Raw genomic sequence first — 19243 nt, 5'->3', positions numbered from 1 at the left:
ATTATATTATGTAATAATTTTTACATTAATTTATTACAGGAGGTGTTATAATTACGACATCGTGTTTTGTTTTGAACAAATACATGCCAGATTTCGCTTCAGGTGATAAACAGGAGATTAAAATGAACAAATATATAAGACTGATAACAGGCATCTTTCTTTTATGCCTGATGACTGCACCGGTTTTTGCCGAAACAACTGATGATTATCGCTTTTATGAGCTAGGAGAGCGTTCTGCCGCACTTGCAATGGAAAAACTGGATTTTGAGTACGGTGATTCTGATGTTGCCTGCTTTACAGACGCAGGGCGGGTTTTGATTAACGGGTATACAACACAAAAAGCAATTTCAGGGATAACACATGTTTCTGGTCTTCAGAATTCTGATGACACACTTTTTCAGATAAACCGGGCCGACTCAAAGCCGCTATGGTTTTATTTCTATAATAAAAATACGGGAAAAGGCCTCTATCTTGAGCCTGCAGAAAGATATTATTCAATGACAAAGGGAGAAATCATGAACCTGGCTGAAGAAGGTGCATTTTCAAAAGTAGCTTTAGTTACAGGTGATATTGATAAAATGCTTGCCAACACGGAGGATGGGGATGCAACACAAAAGGCGCTTGGAGCAAACGCCTTCTCAATTCTTTCACTATCAAATGCATGGGCACATGGTGCACCATATGATCTTATGTATGCGGCATCTCTTCACAATCATTTCTGCCCCGGTGTTTCAAGCGGATACATTCTTGTAAAATATGTAGAGGAGAATCTGCCGCTTACCAAAGATACATCATATGTTGCCATGTCAGCGCCGACCTGGTGTAAAGAGGATATATTCCCGACAATCTGGGATATGACTCCCGGAAAGGGCGGAGTATTAAATTCAGTTTCCTTTACATCTGATGACCAGGCATATCTGACGGAAAAATACGGCACAAGGCCGGCTGGAATCTTTATTCTCTGGAACAAAAAAGCCAAAACAGGAACCGGTCTTGCTCTCGGATTTGACTTTGACTCTTCTGTTTGGACAGGGCCTTCCTGGGGCGAAAAAGTCTCAAAAACTGTTGATATGGTAGAAAACCTAGACAACTATGATAAATATGTAACAGTTATGAACAAATTTTCAGTAGATGAAAAGATGCTTGCTGAACTTAAAAACCCCCAGAACAATCCTTATGCTGTATGCGGGATGATGTAAACTCGTAATCTCTAAATAAGCCGGTAAAAGTTTTGCATAAAACACGGAAAAATATTTTTATTTTTTCCGGCTGACAGTATATTCAGATAATTTTGGGGAGGAGAGATTTTTTGATTAAATCAGGAAAAAAAAATGAAGCTGTTTCACCGGTTGTAGGCATCATGCTGATGCTGACTCTTGTAATTATCCTTGCCGCCGTTATCTCGGGTTTTGCCGGCGGAATTGCAGGAAACTCCGGCGGAAGCACTGATATTCAGATAACCGCACAGACTAATATTATTGTCAATAAAGGCGAATCCGCGGACAGCAAATTTGAGATTGATATTCTCTCTGTAAACAGCCCTGTGAGCACAAAGGATCTTAAGCTTAAGACTTCCTGGAAAACCTATGATAAGGACGAAAATCCGGTATCAAATGATACAGCTGTAACTCCTGGTTCTAAGAATTTTTATTCTAACGGGGGCGGTGTTTCTCCTCTTGGAAGCGGTCTAGGTCTTTCTGAATGGAACAGGACTACCAATCCTCTCCCTGATGACATAAACTTTGGAAATTACACACTTATGGCAGGAACCAGAATGACTGCATATCCGGCAGAAAATTATGGTGAATCTGATTACGGGAGTTCAGGAGAAGATTCCATTCAGGCAGTATTGGGACAGGACTGGGATAAACTAAACCCAGGAGATGTCGTGTCTGTAATGCTGATACATGTTCCTTCAGGGCGGGTAATCTATGATGACGAAATCTATGTAAACGGATAGCACGGGTAGCAAAAAACTGTGAAAAACAGAATATTTTACCCTGAAAATCAAATTCTAATTTTCATGAAACAGTGCATGAAAATTTGTTTCATGAACGTTTTTTAAAAAAACTTTAGTTTAAAAGTTCACCGCAGAAATCCATCTCTTTTGATGCAATTTCTGAAATATTTTCCTGATTTAATTCATCAAGTGAATAATAGCTTCCCTGCGAGTGCTCTGCAATCATTTTACAGTAGCCAAGCTGCATTTTTAAGAATCCGCCTGATAAATCCTCAGTATCTATTAATACGGTATGAATATTGTTCCTGAAAATTTCCTGTGAAACTGCCAAGAGCTCCTGTTTTATATTTCCCGAAAGAGAGGAGTTTGATCTTCCATCGGATATGCACACAAGAAGTGGAATAACATCGCCGTTTTTCTTCTTCTCCTGCATTAATGCCTCCAGTCCTCTCATAAGTCCGGCGGAGAGAGGAGTCCTTCCTCCTGTTGGAAGCTCTTCTAAGCATTTCTTTGCCAGGTCAACACTTGAGCACAGCGGAAGGAGAACTTCAGCCCTGTCACCTTTAAATGCAACGAGACCTACTCTGTCGCGTTTCTGGTAGGAATTATTAAGCATTGATAAAATTGCACCTTTTGTGCTTTCCATTCTCTTCTTTGCACCCATCGAACCGCTTGCATCGACGACAAACATGCAGGCTGTTGAAATTTTTCCAGCTCTTCTCTTCTCCCTCAAATCATATTTTTTAAGTGAAACTGCAAGCCCTTCTTTCTCCCTCTGATTTTGAAACGGTGCTGCTGCCCTGATTGTTGCGTCAAACGCAATATCATTAGGCTCTTTTGAAATGTCAAATCCCCTGTAATGCCCTCTTTTACCAGACACCCCTGATTCAACCCTTTTCCCGCTTGCATTTTTTCTTTTCATCCTGTCTTTGTGTATTTCATCATTAATCTTTGATATATCGACAGGCTTTCCAACGGCATACGTGACTTCGGATGAATCCTCTTTTTCTCTGTCTTTGGAATTATCACTGTTTTTTTCAGGATCGCCTGTGGAATGAGGCTCTTCGTTTCTTTGCGGATTTTTTCTCTCTTCAGGCTGGTTTGATTGATTTTTCTCACCGGGCGACTTTTCATTTTTGTCATCCGGCTCGTCTAAGATATCGTTTAGCATATCCTCATCAAGTTCAGGCTCTTCAAAAGGTTTTTTCCGCATCCTGTGGGGAAGGGCAAGCTGTATTGCTTCTTTTATATCTTCTGTTTCAACATTTTTTTGCCCCTTTAGCGCCGCAATTGTCTTTGCTGTTCTCATGACCGTAATCTCGGCGCGGTGTGTTGTAATTCCGGCATTTATGCAGACTTCTGCAATCTTTCTGATCTGTGAATCTGTAATCTCAACAAGGGGCAATATCTTTGCGGCAGCCTCTATTTTATTTCTGAGTTCATCCTGTCCGGTACAGCATTTTTTAATAAATTCTTCAGGATTTTTCTCAAAATTTTCTGCTGTCCTTACTATTTCTATTCTTGAATCAATGTCCTTTATTCCCTCAACAGATACCTGAAGGCCGAATCTGTCCAGAAGCTGGGGGCGAAGTTCGCCTTCTTCGGGGTTCATTGTTCCGATAAGAATGAAGACTGCCGGGTGCGACAGTGAGATTCCTTCTCTTTCAATGACATTTACCCCCATTGCAGCGGAATCAAGAAGAATATCCGCGATATGATCATCAAGCAGATTAATCTCATCAACATAGAGTATTCCCCTGTTGACATCGGCAAGTATACCCGGCTCAATTACCTTTTTGCCTTCCTTTATCGCCTTTTCAATGTCAATTGTGCCGGAAAGCCTGTCTTCTGTTGCACCAAGCGGAAGGTCAACAACTCTTACCTTTCGCCTGTATGATTTTGGCTTTTCAGATTTTTCCCGGCAGAAGTAGCACATCTCCTTTTCATTGTCGGGGTTGCAGTTGAACGGACAGTTGACCGATACATTAATCTCCGGCAGAACTTCAGCAAGTGCACGAACGGCTGTTGATTTGGCTGTTCCCTTATCGCCTCTTATTAATACTCCGCCGATTCTTGGATTGACGGCATTTAAGAGAAGTGCTGTTTTCATCCTTTCCTGTCCGACGATGGCTGTGAACGGTAAAATGTTTCTCCGGGATGATGATTCCATTATATTATCATATGAGGTATTGACGTATTAAGTTTTTATTTTTTATTATTACTATTATAATCTGAATTTAAAAAAAAGTATTACAATTTAGGGGCATTAGTAATATTCGTGCATTGTAATCTGGTTATGCACGGTTATGCCTGTTTGCCGCAATCTCTTTCAATGTAAAAACATCAATCGATCCGCCCTGAATGTCACCCTGCGACTCACCCCTTCTATCTTCCATGTCACCCTCAATATCCATGTAAGCCTCTTTTAGTTTTTCAATCAAATCCGGATCTGCTTCCCAGAGTTCCCGTGCATTCGCTTCTAAAAGGCGTCTTCCTATCTCTTCAAGAGCCCACGGGTTTTTCTCGGAGAAGAATTTTCTGTTCTCCTCATTTAAGACAAAAGTTTCTGCGATGCTATCAAATATTGAGTCGTCAACCTCTCCTGTTGTCGCCTCCCATCCGTAAACATGGGTGATTCTTTTTGAGATGTCCTCAGCACCTTTGTAGCCGTGCTTTTTCATCCCGTCTATCCACTTTGGGTTGAGAAGTTTTGTCCTTACAACACGTCTTATCTCATCAGCAATTGTTCTGACCTCAACTGTATCCCTACTTCTTGTATCCCCGTAATAGACAGGGATTTCGTTTTGGCTAACTGTTCTTGCCGCAATTGTAAGTCCGCCGTGTGCTCCGAAATAGCAACAGCACCCAAGGAGATCATATTCATCTGTCATAGCGACATTAAACGTCAGGCTTACTGATTTTAGCTGCGCAGTCATTTTTTCCTTTGCGGAAACTCCAAAATTCTCCTTTCCTTTTCCGTATGAATAACTGTTCCATTCCAAAAAAACATCGGCGATATCAGCCTCATCTTTCCACGCCGATGCATAAACTGCAAGATTCACACCGTTTCCATAAGTTCCCGGACGGTTTCCAAATATTCTTTCGCTGTTTCCGGTTTGCAGGAAATGTTTCCTTAGGAAATTTATCTCAGGGGGCTCATCAAGTTCTGATACAGCCTTTACAGCTTCATCTAAAAATTCAATGCAGTTGTAAAAATTATCACGCATGATTCCGCCGATCTTAACAGTAATATCTATTCTTGGCCTTCCAAGTTCATCAGCGGGAATTACCCGGAATGACTTCACCTTTCCGGACTTCCATACAGGTTCAACACCAATTAATTTGAGCATCTGGGAGAATACCTCACCATCTCCCCACATGATGTCTGTTGATACCCAGTAAAAAGCAATGTTTTCCGGATATTTCCCATTCTCTTCCAGATATTTACCTAAAACTTCATCTGCAAGCCTGTTTCCAATTCTCCATGCCGCCTTTGTTGGAACTTTGTTGGGGTCTAGCGAATAAAAATTTCTTCCGGTAGGCATTATCTCAGGATTTCCACGTGTAATAAGGCCGGATGGCCCTGGTTCGACGTATTTACCGTCAAAGCCATGGAGAAAACTTTTAATTTCATCAGAATCTTCTATTCTTTCATTTATTGAGTTAATTATTCCAAATATCTCATCGGCGTGTTTTTTCTGTTCAGATGTAAATTCTTTTCCGATTGCGGATTTGATTGTTTCATAGGGGTCTGTTTTGTTTACTATTGCCAGGATTATTTCTTTTGAAAGGATTTCTTCTTCCCTTAACTTTTCGATATCAGATTCAGGTGAAGTATTTCCTGAAATTTCAGATGTAAAATCATTCAAAATCCCCTCATAACAAAGAACCGAGTATATCATATCGGCCCTGTCTTCACCTTCCGGTTTTCTTCCGAAGATATGCATTCCCTTTGGAATTTTTGTTTCATATGTTTGTGTTACGACCTTATGGGCGGCCTCAATAATCTCATCAAATCCTGCCTCAATATACTTCAGACCTTTTAGGTTTATAGAATAAGAAATGCCGGTCTCCTCCAGTAACTCTTCAATAGTATGAGTAAGTGCATGTGCACGTGCTTTGTCGGTTGAAACTGCCCGTTTGTATTCGGCAATCTGCTCTTCAAGTTCCTTTAAATTCCCGTAAAGCTCCGATGTTGCCATAACAGTCTGCATGTGATCGATAAGTGTTGCATATGAACGCCTCTTTGCAGTCGTTCCTTCAGGCGGATTGTCAGAGTTGTATATGTAAAGATGCGGCATGCTTCCAATGGCTATATCAGGATAGCAGGAATCTGAAAGTCCAACGCCTTTTCCGGGCAGGAATTCAAGGTTTCCATGGGTTCCAACATGCACTATCGCATCGGCGCCATAAGTTTCGTCAAAGTAATGGTATGTTGCAAGGTACTGGTGAGTAGGAGGTGTTTTTGCATCATGAAGGATTTTGCAGGCTTTCCCGTCGCATCTTGCACCAGAGCATCCTCTTTTTGGCTGGACACAGACAAGTGCGTTTCCAAAAGAAATGCCTGTTACGACAATGTCCCCTTTATAGAGCATTGCCGGCGGTACACCGTCAATCTCCTCTCCAGGAGGTTTTCCCCAACATCCCGAAACCTGAATCTTTACCTTTTCCGGAAGTGTTGAAAACCACTCTTTGTAGTCATCTGCTTTTATGAGAGTAAGTGCTCCTCCTTTTTGTACAATTTCCTCAACTGATGTCCACCTAAACTCCGATACAGCTTTTTTAGACATTATTTCATTTATGAGAGCTTCTCCTGATTCAGGTGGGTTTACATTGTAGCCCCTCTCTTTCATGGCTTTTAAAATTTCAGAGACGCTCTCAAGAGTGTCAAGGTTGGCACCTGAACCCACTGTTCCCTCAACAGATGCACAGGGTTTATTATGAAGAATAAAGACTATTTTTCTCTCTGAATTTTTCTTTTTTGAAAGTAGAATCCATCTCTTTATTCTCTCAGCAATTTTGTTCATTCTTTCTTCATGCGGAACGTGCAGGCTTGTTTCAACGCCGGATACAGACTCCTTTTCAGCAAAAGAAAATGGTATCATCTCTGTTAAGCCCTGAAACTCAGGAAGAGCTACTGTCCATCCGGTTTCAGAGCCTGTCATTCCAAATTCAGACGCTTTCCAGTCGTCAATTGAGCTGTGATACATTGTAAGAGGATGGAAAACAGGCACATCAAGCTTTTTTAAGTGTTTTATTAATGATTCACGGTCTTTGCTCTGGACAAATGACCGAAGGTCAATTAATGCATCCAGATTATCCGGCATGTATTTTTTAAGGCATTCCTCACTTGACAATGCTCCCAATTCTTCATCGCCGTTTGAAAAGCAGAAGACGCATACAGTGTTTGCAAACTTTTCAATTCTCCTTACAAACGCATCTATTGCCTTTAAGTCCCCGCATATCCACTGCGTTCGCGGGAATAAAATTCCGACATTATATTCTGATATGACTCCCCGGTAATCGAAATACTGCCCGGGGCTGTCAAGGACAAAAGGAATATCAGGGTGATAGATTCCCTCCCATCGTGTAACGGATGGTTCTAAATAGTGGTAATCAAGGCCAAGGATTTTTGATGCACAGAATGCAAGCATATTGCAGATATTTTCAAGACCGCCATAAAGGAAATAGGCGCTTACGGCTGATACAACTGATAAAGGAACGGTTGATGCCGACCAAAACATATCTGAAAAACCGTATGATACAACAGGCATCTCCTTTGGAAATCCGTCTATTATCTCATCCCAGTATGAGTCATGTGACGGGTGGATTAGAACAAAATCCGAGTCAGAAAATGAGTTTATACATCCGGATACTAAACTTTCATTCTCTTTTAAATCGTATACATTCCAGTCTGAAAGCTCAAAACCCAATTTTTTTGCCGCATGCCTGATTACTGAGATTTCGCTTCCCCATGATATTACTGATATTTTAACCATTTTGTGTCTCCGCTGAATTTTCTGCCGGTCTTAAAGGTATTATATATGGTCTTTCATTTTCCCGGTTTATTGAAGCATCAACCTCGTAAACGCTTCTAATCGTTTCGCTGTTTAAAACCTCGACGGGCGGTCCGCAGCTGTGAATTTTTCCTTTCTTTAACATAACCATCGTATCGCAGTAACCTGCGGCAAGATTTAGATCATGCAGTGAGACAATAACGGCAGTGTTCTTCTCTTTTGCCAAAAGACGCATGTTCTCCATGACTTCCATCTGGTGCCTTATGTCAAGACTGCTTGTCGGCTCATCCATGAGAATTACAGGAGTTTCCTGCACAACCGCCCTTGCAATCATAACACGCTGGCGTTCGCCGCCTGAAAGTTCGTTTGTCTTTCTGAATGCAAAATCCTCAACTCCTAAAAGTTTCATTGCCGAAAAGACCTTCTCTTCATCTTCAGGCTTTACATTCCAGTTAAGATACGGCCGTCTTCCCATCAGAACAGTTTCATATACATAGGATGAAAGTCCGTCCGGAACACTCTGCGGAACATATGCAATTTTTTTTGCAATCTCTGTTCTGTCAAGAGATTTTGAGTCAGTGCCAAAGATTTCAACCGTTCCCTTTGGATCTAAAATCCCGTCAATGCACTTGATAAGTGTGGTCTTCCCACATCCGTTCGGGCCGACAAGCCCCAGCACTTTTCCTTCCTCTGCTTCAAAAGAAACATCTGAAAAAACGTCCTTTTGCCGGTAAGCATAGGAAAGACCGCTAACTTTTACTGCTACCATCCCGTATCACCTCTTCTTAGGAATAAATACAAAAAGAACGGAACACCAAGGAAAGCAGTCATGATTCCAACCGGAATTACAGAAGGATATATTATTGTTCTGCTTAAACAGTCAGCACCAAGAAGGATTGCAGCGCCCATAAATCCTGATGCCGGAATTAATATCCGATTGTCGCTTCCTGTAACCATTCTTGCAATATGCGGTGCAACAAGCCCTATAAAACCGATAGTTCCGGTAAATGAGATTATAACAGCAGTTATCAGTGATGCAATAAACATGAAAATTGTCATTTCACGCTCAACCGGGACACCTATTGATTTTGCAACTTCAGATCCTTCAGAAAGTGCGTTTAAATCCCATGCCTTCAGGAGAAGATACGGGACTATTATTAGAAGAACAAGAAAGACTATTCCGAGGTTTAACCATGTTGTGTTGTCAAGCGATCCAAACATCCAGTAGACAACCGCTGCTGCCTGATCAGCGGACCCGAAATACTGTAAAAGTGAGGTCACAGCAGAAAAAAGATACATCAGGGCAATTCCTGCCAAAATCATCGCCGATGACGAAAGCCCCTTGTGGCGTGCCATTAAGTAAATTCCAAATGCCGCAAGCATTGCAAATAAAAATGCAAGAATCATAGTTGTAATACTGCCTGAAAGGAGTGCAAATCCTCCAAAAAGTATTATCGCAACCGATGCACCACAGGATGCGGCTGAGGAAATTCCAAGTGTAAAAGGACTTGCAAGCGGGTTTCTCAATATCCCTTGCATAACTGTTCCTGCAATTGCAAGCCCGAATCCGGCGGCGATTGCAAACAACACCCGGTGAAGTCTGATATCCCAGATGACAATCTCCGTCATTGACTGTGAACCCTGTTCAGCGCCGAAGAAAAATACACAGACTCTTTCTGAAAGTCCGGAAAAAAGCGCCTGATAGGACTGCAGAATTGAAATTTCTGCTGAGCCGAGAGTTACTCCGATGCCGGTTAAAAGAATTAAAAGAAGGGTTAAGCCTATGAAGAATGTCCTGTTTTTTGCCTTTATTTTCCTGCACTGTGCATGAAATTTTTTTGAATCAAGTGTCATCTGTCGCCTCATTTAAAAGCAAAAATTATTGTTATTATAATGGATAAGCAAAAATACCGTCTTTTTTTACATCAAAGTCAAGGTTTTGAAACTGTGATATGTATCTCTGGTGAATTTCTTCAGGTTCAATATTTTTGAATTCATCAGGGTACAGCCATTTTGAAAGGTAAAGAGTCCCAAGTATGTATTCAGGTCCTCCAAAAATGTCATTACTGAGAATATGAACACGGTTTTCTTTTACAGCGTCAAGATTCTGCCAGCCGGTGCGGGATGTCATGGCCTGATAGACTTCTTTTACTTTTGCAGTATCTGAATCCTCATATCCGCCAAAAGCAAGTTTTCCTGACCCTATTAACTTTACAACAACATCCGGATTTTTAATGAGAATTTCTTCAGGATTTACAACCGGATATTCAGGTGTTGCATCTTCAAATATGCTTACTCCGCCTGCAAGGTTTATTTTTTCATTGTATCCCGAGCCGTTTGCAACACTCTTGTAGTCATCCCAGCTTTCAAAATAAATCTGTGTTTGCTTCTCTTTTGGAATGCCGGAGATTACAGAATTTATGAGATCTGTCTGCTCGGAATAGAAATAAGTAAGGGTTTCTGCATTGTTTTCTTTGTCAATCACACCTGCAAGAAGCCTTGTTTCTTCAAGGTAGGTTGAAGGATTATAGAGATCAAATCTGAATATTTTTATTTTCGGATTCATCGACTGGATTTTCTCCTGGATTTCATCTGATTTGTCCTCCATGAAATCTGCGTAGATGAATACTGCATCAGGCGAAATGGAGATTATTTTTTCATAATCAGGCGACCAGACCGAACCTATGTTTGCTTTATTAGAATACTCCGGGAAGAAGACTTTATCTTCAAGTGTATATTTTCCGACACCTGATACTTTACTTTCATCAAATCCAAGCGATCTCATTGTTTCAAGTGTTTCGCCGTTTAAAACAGCCACTTTTTTAAACGGCCTGTAGAGTGTTACTGCCTGACCTTTGAAATCCTGAACATTTTTTGGTTTTCCGTTCCAGTTGGCGTAGATATATGTTGCATCGGAGAGATCGGTTGTTGGCTGAATGTCTGTATTCCCATTGAGATATTTTTCTGTTAAGTATGAGAGGATTTCAGGCGCAAGTTCGTCTGAGGTTATAATCAGATCATTGTTTTTATCGAGAGGCAGAGTTTCTGAATTGCTCTGTGTACCTGCATATGCCGGATTTATTAGTAGGATTGCGGCTGAAAAAAGGAGAATAATTAAAACAGTCTTTTTATATACCATTTCAATTATCCTCCCTGTTTGAAATAGTCATTAAAAGTCCTGCGATGATGATAGAGAAGACACTAAAAATGCCTGAAAATCCAAACGGACTTTCTTTAGGAGTTATATTATTCTGATTGTTTTCTTCCTTTTTTTTGTCTGTTTCCTGCTCTTTTTCTGATTCACTAACAGATAATTCATCTCCTCCCCTTGTGCCGGATGAAAGATCTTCCCACGTTTCGAGGATTTCGCCTGTCGCCAGATTTGGACAGACTACATCAAGATAAATTTCTTTTTCGCCTGTCAGAGTTACAATAAGAGTTTCACCATCGCTTCCATAATGGCCGTTTGGGATATTTGTGTCAGTTATTTCAAAGCTTCCGGGAAATTCAAGGCTCAGACCGCCGGCTGTGATATTTGATATTTCTATTGATATTTTGTATTCATCAGTTTCCCCTGTCGGAGTTATTGTATATGACACTCCTGAAATGTCTTCTGTGGCGGCAGAGGGTATTACTGCAATGAATGTTGACAGAACTATTATCGCTAAAGGTATTGTGTATTTCATATGCCTTTCCTTTTACTAACTATCCTTTTACTACTACTTTTACTAACTAAGTTTTAAAATATACTTTTTATTTAGTAATATTTAACTCTTACAAATCTGATTTCTTTTTATTTTTTAAAATGTAATAATTATCAAATAAAAATTTAATTTATTCATTAGTGAAAAAATAATAATAAAATTTATTTATGACTAAAAAAATAACACTTTTATTGATTCTGGTAACATTATGATCTGGTAGGCCGGTTTCGATAAATTTTAACTGAAGGAGTTATTATGAAAAAAGAAAGAATAACGCAAACTGAAGCTGTATCGCCTGTTGTGGGCGTTATGCTGATGCTTGTTGTGACGATTATCATCGCTGCGGTGGTATCCGGTTTTGCCGGGGGTTTAGTGTCCGGTCAGGAAAAAGCACCTGTTGCCTCTTTTGAATGCAATATTGTAAATGATGGTACCTGGGGAGGCAGTGGATTTAATCTGCGCGTGCTTTCTACAGAAGAAGGAATCCCTACAAAAGATATTCAACTAGTAACATCTTGGAAAGCTTCTGATGGAACATCCAATAGTACGATTATTACTGGACCAATGAATAATGCCAACGTACACTACGATTGCGGTACTGGAATAATTAACAGCACTTATGTAGCACCTTTAGGATTTGGACAGGCAATTGAAGGCTGGAAAGCATCAGGTTCTTATTCCGTAAATCAGCATTATGGAAATTATACTCTAATGGCTGGAACAACAATGCATAACAGCCCATATGGCTGGAGTGCATCTTATGGAGGATATGGTGTTTCTTCAGACACTCGATATGAATATACAGATGGCACTAAATTTTCTATAGCAAATGGAGATCAGGATTCTCTTATGGCAATACTTGGTATTGATTGGTATCATCTTCAACCAGGTGATGTTGTTTCAGTAAAATTGGTGCACGTACCAACTGGAAGTGTAATTTTTGATAAAAATGTCGTTGTGGAGGGATAAAATAATGAAATCATTCACAAATAATGAAGCAGTGTCACCGGTTGTTGGCGTTATGCTGATGCTTGTTGTAACAATTATCATTGCGGCTGTTGTAAGTGCCTTTGCAGGCGGTATTTCCGGAACTGCTGATAAAGCACCACAAGTACAGATTAAAGGTACTTACAGTATATCAGATGGAATGACAATTGAACATATAGGAGGAAGTGCAATTGGTACAATTGATACTATTGTAATGGTTCGTCCAACCAAAACCTTTGGGGATGCTGAACATATGATTTGGACAATAAACAAATCAACAATTGTCAATAGTCCTACGGCAGATGCAGGATCAAAAAATGCCTGGATGAGGGAGGACGGTTATTCTGGTGAAAAGAATTTTGCAGCAGGATCTACAGCATACATTAATCCACCATATCATTTGGATAAATTTTTGCAGCCAGGTGCATCAAAATATGGAACTTATTCTTTTAATTGTACTGCAAATATTGGAAAGACGTTCTGGCTTGAACTTGCAGATTCTTCAGGAAAAGTATTTGCACAGAGTGAAGTAACCATTACTTCTTAATTTTTTTCCTTTTTTGTAAATTTTTGATTGTCACAAAAAATAATTTGGCAAAGATGCAGTTTTAACAGCTAAATTGATTTTCTATCAAATATATTGAATTTAATCGGTTTTGATAAATTTGTACAGTTACATTGCATCAAATAGTGCATATATCTTATAGAGGACATCAATTAACCCACAATCATGCCCAACCGCCATATAACTTCTTTTTATAACAGGGCCCTTTAAATTAAGGTTTTTGGAAATTATTCAGAACTTATTTTTTCCTTTTAAAAAACAACCATCACAATCCCGATACAAACAATCTTTGCCGCCATGCTTATCGCATAAGTTTTGTATGTTATCATAAGGCCGTCTTTTCCAAAAAGAGCAAGATACATTGGAAATGAATATTTGACATAAATCATTGTTATAACAACCATGCTCCCGAGAATAAGCGTAACAAGTGCCTGTTCCATATTCAAAACTCCTGTTTCAATAAGTGATCCGACAATCGTATATCCTGCAGAAAAATGAATAAACTGTGCCACAAGAGCGGCTGTTGCCTCACCTGGAAGGCCAATAATGTTAAGAAGAGGATCAAATACCATCGCGATGATATTCATCAAACCCAAAAGTGATAATAGATAAAAAACGAGCATTGCAGAAATCGTAATTGGAATGATCTGCTTTAAACCAGGGATAGATTTTTTAAAACCGTTTTTGATATTTTTCTTTGTAATTTTTCTTTTCTTTTTGCTTTTTTCCTGACTTTTATCTTCATCTGAGTCTTTAGAATTTCCATTTTTTTCATCTCCGGTTTCATTTTTTGGAATGTATCCGTTTTCATGAAGAACAATGTGATTGTATAAAATTGCAAAAAAAGCCTGCAGAAACGAAGAAAAAAAGTTGAAAAAGGTATATGTAAATCCAATTACAGGACCAAGAAGAATAACTGCGGTTGGAAGCTGTACTCTAAACAAAGATTCACCGAGAACTGTTGGAAATGTTCCTATAAGAAGTGAAGGCACAATCTCCTCCTTTTTCACTTTTCCTTCCCTGTAATACTCAGCAAGCATTGATTTGCCTGCTATTGAATTAACGGCCATTGAAAGAACAGAAATAGCAGCACCTTCAGAAAGTCCGGAAATTCTGCACAAAGGTCTGCTCACTTTTTGCAATCTTTTAAAAAGACCTGTTTCACCCAATATATTTACAAAAACAATACCTGTGCTTATGAGAATTATGGCTTTAATCATATATTCAAGCATTGAAAAAAAAGATATTGCATCAACCATAATTCACTTCATTTATTATTTTGGTATAACAATTTCATAAACTATTGCATATTATTTTTACGAGAAGTCAGACGAAATTTTATTTCATTCACTTTTTTATGAAAACATTCATGAAAATATATTTCATGTAGCTTTTCACGTAAGTTACGAAGAATCTTTCATGTAAAAATTCGCATGATAAGCGTTTTTCATCACACAAAAAGCGATAAAAAATCTCTCTCGAATTTTGACAGTCACAGCAAAACAGATCTAATTTTAATACGCGAATTCTACAAGTCAGTATCTATGATTAGTATCCCCGGAAAAAATTTGTTACCTCAGATCAACAAAACTAAATTTGTTAAAACATCATTTATATTTACTAAATCATTCTCCCATTTTTTTGATGGCAGATAAAAGGTGTTTTAATTGACAGAAAATAATTTGAAACATATAGATTACAGAAAAGATATCCGATTGATTTTAGAACTCAGCTCAAAGAAGGAAAGATACTGCTGCGAAGATTCAATCTTTGTAAAAATTCTCAAAAAAAGAAATTTTATGTTAGAAAACCTGAAAAAAATTACCTTATGCCTTATAAGAGATAGTTCGGAGGCATTATTATGAGTGACGATAATCCGGCATATCCCTTCTCCGCAATAGTAGGGCAGGAAGATATGAAAGATGCTCTTCTTTCAAATGTGGTAAACCCGTCAATAGGCGGCGTTCTTATAAAAGGTGAGAAAGGAACGGCAAAATCAACTGCTGTGAGAGCAGTAGCTGATCTTCTGCCTGAGAGAAAAACTATAAAAGACTGCATCTTTCACTGCGAAGCCGGGCAGAAGAGATATCTTTGCCCATCATGCAGGATATTAACAGAATCAGGAAAGACTCCCGAATATGAAGATATAAAAATGCGTGTTGTAGAACTGCCATTAAGTGCCACAGAGGATCGTGTTGCAGGCACACTTGACATTGAAGAGGCAATTACCAAGGGTGAAAAAAAGTTTGAGCCAGGCGTTCTTGCAGCAGCCAACGGTAATATTCTCTATGTTGACGAAGTTAATCTCCTTGATGATCATATTGTGGATCTCCTGCTTGATGCGGCCGCAATGGGTACAAATTTTGTTGAAAGAGAAGGAATTTCATATTCTCATCCATCCAGATTCATGCTTGTCGGGACAATGAATCCCGAGGAAGGCGACCTTCGTCCCCAGCTTCTTGACAGGTTCGGCCTTTCTGTTAATGTTGAAGGTGAGAAAAATACAGAAAAAAGGATAGAGATTGTAAAAAGACGTTTGGAATTTGAGAAAAATCCACATGAATTCTGTGATAAATATAAACCTCTTCAACAAAATTTGAGGGATAAAATTGAAACAGCCAAAAAAATAATATTAGAAATAAAACCCGATGATCTTCTGCTGAACACGGCTGTTAAAATCTCCCTTCTTTTAAATGTGGACGGCCACAGATCAGATCTTACTCTTGTCAAAACTGCATGCGCATTTGCAGCACTTGATGAGAGAAATAATGTCGAGGGAAATGATCTGATAAAGGCAGCAGGGCTTGCACTGCCGCACAGGATGAGAAAACTTCCCTTTGAAGAGGCCAGGCTTGAATTTGACAAAGTCGAGTCATTAATTCTGGAGAGTTATAAAAATTGACAGACTATAAGCCATACCCTTTCCCTGCAATTATCGGAAACAGTATTGCCAAAAAAGCATTGTTATGCATAATCATAAATGAAGATATCAACGGGTTGCTAGTTACCGGCACAAGAGGTTCGGCCAAATCTGTCCTTTTAAGATCTGCGAAAACTATTCTTGAAGATAAAAAAGTAGGGATAGTTCCTCTAAATACCACGGAAGATAGACTTTTGGGTTCTATTGATATTGAAAAAGCAGTAACTCGAGGAGATATCGGAATAACCAAAGGGATTTTAGCCGAGTACAACCGGCAGATGGTTATTGCAGATGACATAAATCTGCTTGATGAAAATATTGTCCACGGGATACTTAGTACGTCTGAAACTAAAAACCTGATAATAGAGCGTGAAGGTTTTTCTGAAATTACTAAGACAAGATTTATTTTTGCGGCAACAATGGACTCTGAAGAAGGCGAACTGTCACCACAAATGCTTGACAGGTTTGATCTTTGTATTGATACTGATGTTATCAAAGATGAGGCAGAAAGAACAAAGATAATCAGAAACTGCCTTGAGTTTGAGAAAGACCCGGATAAATTCACTCTGAAATTTCAATCAGACATTGCAAAAATAAAAGATAATATTGAAAAAGCAAAGGAGAGGCTTTCCTATGTGATGATTCCCGAGGCACTTTTGGAGATAATGTCAGAATTATGCCTTGAAATGAATGTTTCCGGACAAAGAGGGGATATCGCACTTGCAAAGGTTTCGAAAACTCTGGCAGCGATAGACGGGAGAGATAATGTTGTCTTTGATGATATCAAAGAGGCAGCGCTCATCACTCTTCAGCACAGAAGGAGAAATCCTCCGCCTCAAAATGATAGTCCCAAAAACCAATCCAAAGACCAAAATGAAGAAAAAGGCAACGATGAAGATAACAGCAAAGATGAAAACCAGGACAATAGTCCGGATAAAAAGCCGACGGGAAGTCCAGATACAAATATTGATATTCAAAGCGAAGATGAAAAAAATGAGGAACAGGACGATAATAATTCAAACCATGATATCCCCCATTCAGAGCAGGTATTTACCATAGGTTCCGTATTTGAAGTCATAGATTATCTGAATGAAAAGTCGGTCAAAAAGTCAAAACAGGATAAAAGCGGTAACAGAAGCAGCATTATCAGTTATAATAACAGTGGACGCTACATCTCCTATAAAAATCTCAACAAAAAAAGAAATGACATAGCAATCTGCCCTTCAATAAGAGCCGCCGCACCATTTCAGAGATTCAGGACAAAGAACGGACTTGCAATCAATGTTAAAAAAAGTGATCTGCGTGAGAAGGTGAGGGAAAGAAAAACCGGCAACACAATTCTGTTTCTGGTGGATGCAAGCGGTTCGATGGGCGCAGGCAAGAGAATGGTTTCTGTTAAAGGGGCAATTTTATCACTTCTTAATGATGCCTATCAAAAAAGGGATCTGGTTGGCCTTATGATTTTCAGGAAAAAAGAGGCAACTCTTCTTCTTCCCCCTACAAAAAGCACAGATCTTGCCTACAAAATGCTAAAAGAGATGCCAACCGGAGGCAAAACACCTCTTTCCAAAGGAATTACTGAAGCAGTAAAACTTATGGCACAGGGATGCTACTCAAAAAAAGGAGAATCCAGAGCAGTAATTATTCTTACAGATGGCAGAGTTAATGTTTCAGAGTCAGTTAAAAAACCATATGAAGAACTTATCGAAACTGCCAGATTAGCATCAAAAGAAAATATTAATTTTGTTGTTATTGATACAGAAGAAGGATTTCCAAGGATAGGCCTGGCAAAGAACCTTGCATTCGAACTTGAAGCAACATATTTTTACATCGATTCTCTTGACAAGGCAAAACTTGCAAATTCAGTTAAAGAAGCAGTATACAGGCAGATACCACAATGAATCCTAAAGAACTGATGAATTTTTCAATATATGATTTTGATTTAGATAAATTTGGAGGCAGCTTTGAAAATGTCAGGAGCCTCATAAAAAACCTTGGTCTTGATGGTCTTGAACTTTTAGTAAATTTTGATCCTGTACCGGAAAAAATCCCAAACGAAATTGTAAAGGCAGTCCATCTCCCTTCTTTTATGAGCTGGATGAGAATCTGGAAGGATGAAGCATTTAAAATTCCAAAACAGATTGAAGACAATTCTATAAAATATTTTTATGGGGGAAAAAGCCATGATGAAATCGTTTCTAATTTCTGTGAATGCTTATCCTGCGCCAAAGAATTAAATCCGGCATATGGAGTGTTTCATGCAACATTTACAGAAGTGGAGTCTGCATTTTCAAAAGAGCAGTTGTATTCTGACAGAGAAATTCTATATGCAACTGCAGAATTATTAAATGAAACTGCATCTTCATTTCCAGGAGGAGAACCTCCATTTGATATATATATTGAAAATCTCTGGTATCCTGGGCTTAAATTTCTGGATTCAGATTTAACTCTTGAATTTATGGACAATCTTGAATTTAAAAGATGGAAATTTCTTCTTGACACAGGGCATCTCATGAATGCAACACAAGAGTGCAATGATGAGGAAAAGTCAATAGACACTATAATAGAGTGTCTTGAAAAGCTTGATTCTGAAATAATTAAAAATATCAACGGAATGCACCTCCAGTTAAGCACTTCCGGTGATTATCAGAAAAATACAAATGAACCGGAAAAGTATTCAGATATTTCTTTTAATGAAAAATACTGCCTGATTATTGATCATTTGAGAAGTGTTGATGAACACCGGCCATTTTCGTCTGAAAAATGCAGAGAAATCATCGATTATATCAGGCCTGAATTTCTGACACATGAACTTCAGACAAAAACAGGACAGGAATTAGAAAATTCGCTCAGAAAACAGATAAAAGCATCCAGAAAAGAAAACCAGATTCATCTATAGTACTTTAGTTTTAGCTGTTGGATGTTATCAAACTCCAATAAATAAATTTATATGCAATTTTTACACCACATCTTTTTTACAAAAATTAAACAATAAGGAATCTAAGTTACCATTATCTTTTTTATTGGATTTTATTTTTAAAAAAGACTTTAATCATAACAAAAAGCGAGCGCTAGCAAAACAATAATCAT

Annotated in this window: 14 protein-coding genes; 7 read left to right on the top strand and 7 right to left on the bottom strand. The window is 38.8% G+C overall.

The features are described 5' to 3' along the window. Nucleotides 1–122: 122 nt before the first annotated feature. Together L1994_RS02845 and L1994_RS02840 are read left to right on the top strand one after the other, a co-directional pair. Nucleotides 123–1199 (top strand): FmdE family protein, encoded by a 1077-nt coding sequence (locus L1994_RS02845; protein WP_278100181.1) that lies wholly within the window; start codon nucleotides 123–125, stop codon nucleotides 1197–1199. A 110-nt stretch (nucleotides 1200–1309) separates the two neighbouring features. After that, nucleotides 1310–1960: a type IV pilin N-terminal domain-containing protein gene (locus L1994_RS02840; protein ID WP_278100180.1), complete on the top strand. Its 651-nt coding sequence runs from the start codon at nucleotides 1310–1312 to the stop codon at nucleotides 1958–1960. A gap of 112 nt (nucleotides 1961–2072) precedes the next feature. Here the strand turns inward: L1994_RS02840 and L1994_RS02835 are convergent, their stop codons facing one another. The 6 genes from L1994_RS02835 to L1994_RS02810 form a co-directional block, all read right to left on the bottom strand. After that, complete coding sequence (locus L1994_RS02835; protein WP_278100179.1) at nucleotides 2073–4130, bottom strand: magnesium chelatase subunit D family protein; 2058 nt, start codon at nucleotides 4128–4130, stop codon at nucleotides 2073–2075. Nucleotides 4131–4254: 124 nt separating this feature from the next. Continuing rightward, nucleotides 4255–7959, bottom strand: coding sequence for a cobaltochelatase subunit CobN (cobN, locus tag L1994_RS02830; protein ID WP_278100178.1), 3705 nt, complete (start codon nucleotides 7957–7959; stop codon nucleotides 4255–4257). Beyond that, nucleotides 7952–8746 carry an ABC transporter ATP-binding protein gene (locus L1994_RS02825; protein ID WP_278100177.1) on the bottom strand — a complete coding sequence of 265 codons (795 nt, stop codon included), beginning with the start codon at nucleotides 8744–8746 and terminating at the stop codon, nucleotides 7952–7954. The genes cobN and L1994_RS02825 overlap by 8 nt, the downstream gene beginning before the upstream one ends. Next, the gene (locus tag L1994_RS02820; RefSeq protein WP_278100176.1) at nucleotides 8740–9831 is read right to left on the bottom strand and encodes a FecCD family ABC transporter permease; all 1092 of its coding nucleotides are present in this window, start codon (nucleotides 9829–9831) and stop codon (nucleotides 8740–8742) included. The genes L1994_RS02825 and L1994_RS02820 overlap by 7 nt, the downstream gene beginning before the upstream one ends. A 34-nt stretch (nucleotides 9832–9865) precedes the next feature. Beyond that, nucleotides 9866–11116: an ABC transporter substrate-binding protein gene (locus L1994_RS02815; protein WP_278100175.1), complete on the bottom strand. Its 1251-nt coding sequence runs from the start codon at nucleotides 11114–11116 to the stop codon at nucleotides 9866–9868. 1 nt (nucleotide 11117) lies between these two features. Beyond that, on the bottom strand, nucleotides 11118–11663 hold the full coding sequence (locus L1994_RS02810; protein ID WP_278100174.1) for a hypothetical protein: 546 nt from the start codon (nucleotides 11661–11663) through the stop codon (nucleotides 11118–11120). A gap of 273 nt (nucleotides 11664–11936) precedes the next feature. Between L1994_RS02810 and L1994_RS02805 the strand changes: the two genes are divergently transcribed. Continuing rightward, nucleotides 11937–12650, top strand: a complete 714-nt coding sequence (locus L1994_RS02805) for a type IV pilin N-terminal domain-containing protein (RefSeq protein ID WP_278100173.1) — start codon at nucleotides 11937–11939, stop codon at nucleotides 12648–12650. A 4-nt stretch (nucleotides 12651–12654) separates the two neighbouring features. Beyond that, on the top strand, nucleotides 12655–13215 hold the full coding sequence (locus L1994_RS02800; RefSeq protein WP_278100172.1) for a type IV pilin N-terminal domain-containing protein: 561 nt from the start codon (nucleotides 12655–12657) through the stop codon (nucleotides 13213–13215). Between the two features lie 269 nt (nucleotides 13216–13484). Here the strand turns inward: L1994_RS02800 and L1994_RS02795 are convergent, their stop codons facing one another. Continuing rightward, nucleotides 13485–14492 (bottom strand): nucleoside recognition domain-containing protein, encoded by a 1008-nt coding sequence (locus L1994_RS02795; RefSeq protein ID WP_278100171.1) that lies wholly within the window; start codon nucleotides 14490–14492, stop codon nucleotides 13485–13487. Nucleotides 14493–15094: 602 nt separating this feature from the next. Here L1994_RS02795 and L1994_RS02790 point away from each other — a divergent pair. Genes L1994_RS02790 through L1994_RS02780 form a run of 3 tightly spaced genes read left to right on the top strand, consistent with a single transcriptional unit; the run spans nucleotide 15095 to nucleotide 19052 of the window. Then, nucleotides 15095–16135: a magnesium chelatase ATPase subunit I gene (locus L1994_RS02790; protein WP_278100170.1), complete on the top strand. Its 1041-nt coding sequence runs from the start codon at nucleotides 15095–15097 to the stop codon at nucleotides 16133–16135. Next, on the top strand, nucleotides 16132–18054 hold the full coding sequence (locus L1994_RS02785; RefSeq protein ID WP_278100169.1) for a VWA domain-containing protein: 1923 nt from the start codon (nucleotides 16132–16134) through the stop codon (nucleotides 18052–18054). Before L1994_RS02790 ends, L1994_RS02785 begins: the two co-directional genes overlap by 4 nt. Further along, nucleotides 18051–19052, top strand: coding sequence for a hypothetical protein (locus L1994_RS02780; RefSeq protein WP_278100168.1), 1002 nt, complete (start codon nucleotides 18051–18053; stop codon nucleotides 19050–19052). The genes L1994_RS02785 and L1994_RS02780 overlap by 4 nt, the downstream gene beginning before the upstream one ends. The last annotated feature ends 191 nt before the right edge of the window (nucleotides 19053–19243 follow it).

Origin of the sequence: Methanomicrobium antiquum, from assembly GCF_029633915.1 — an archaeon.
GTDB lineage: Archaea > Halobacteriota > Methanomicrobia > Methanomicrobiales > Methanomicrobiaceae > Methanomicrobium > Methanomicrobium antiquum.
This window is presented reverse-complemented; position numbering and strand designations above follow the sequence as displayed.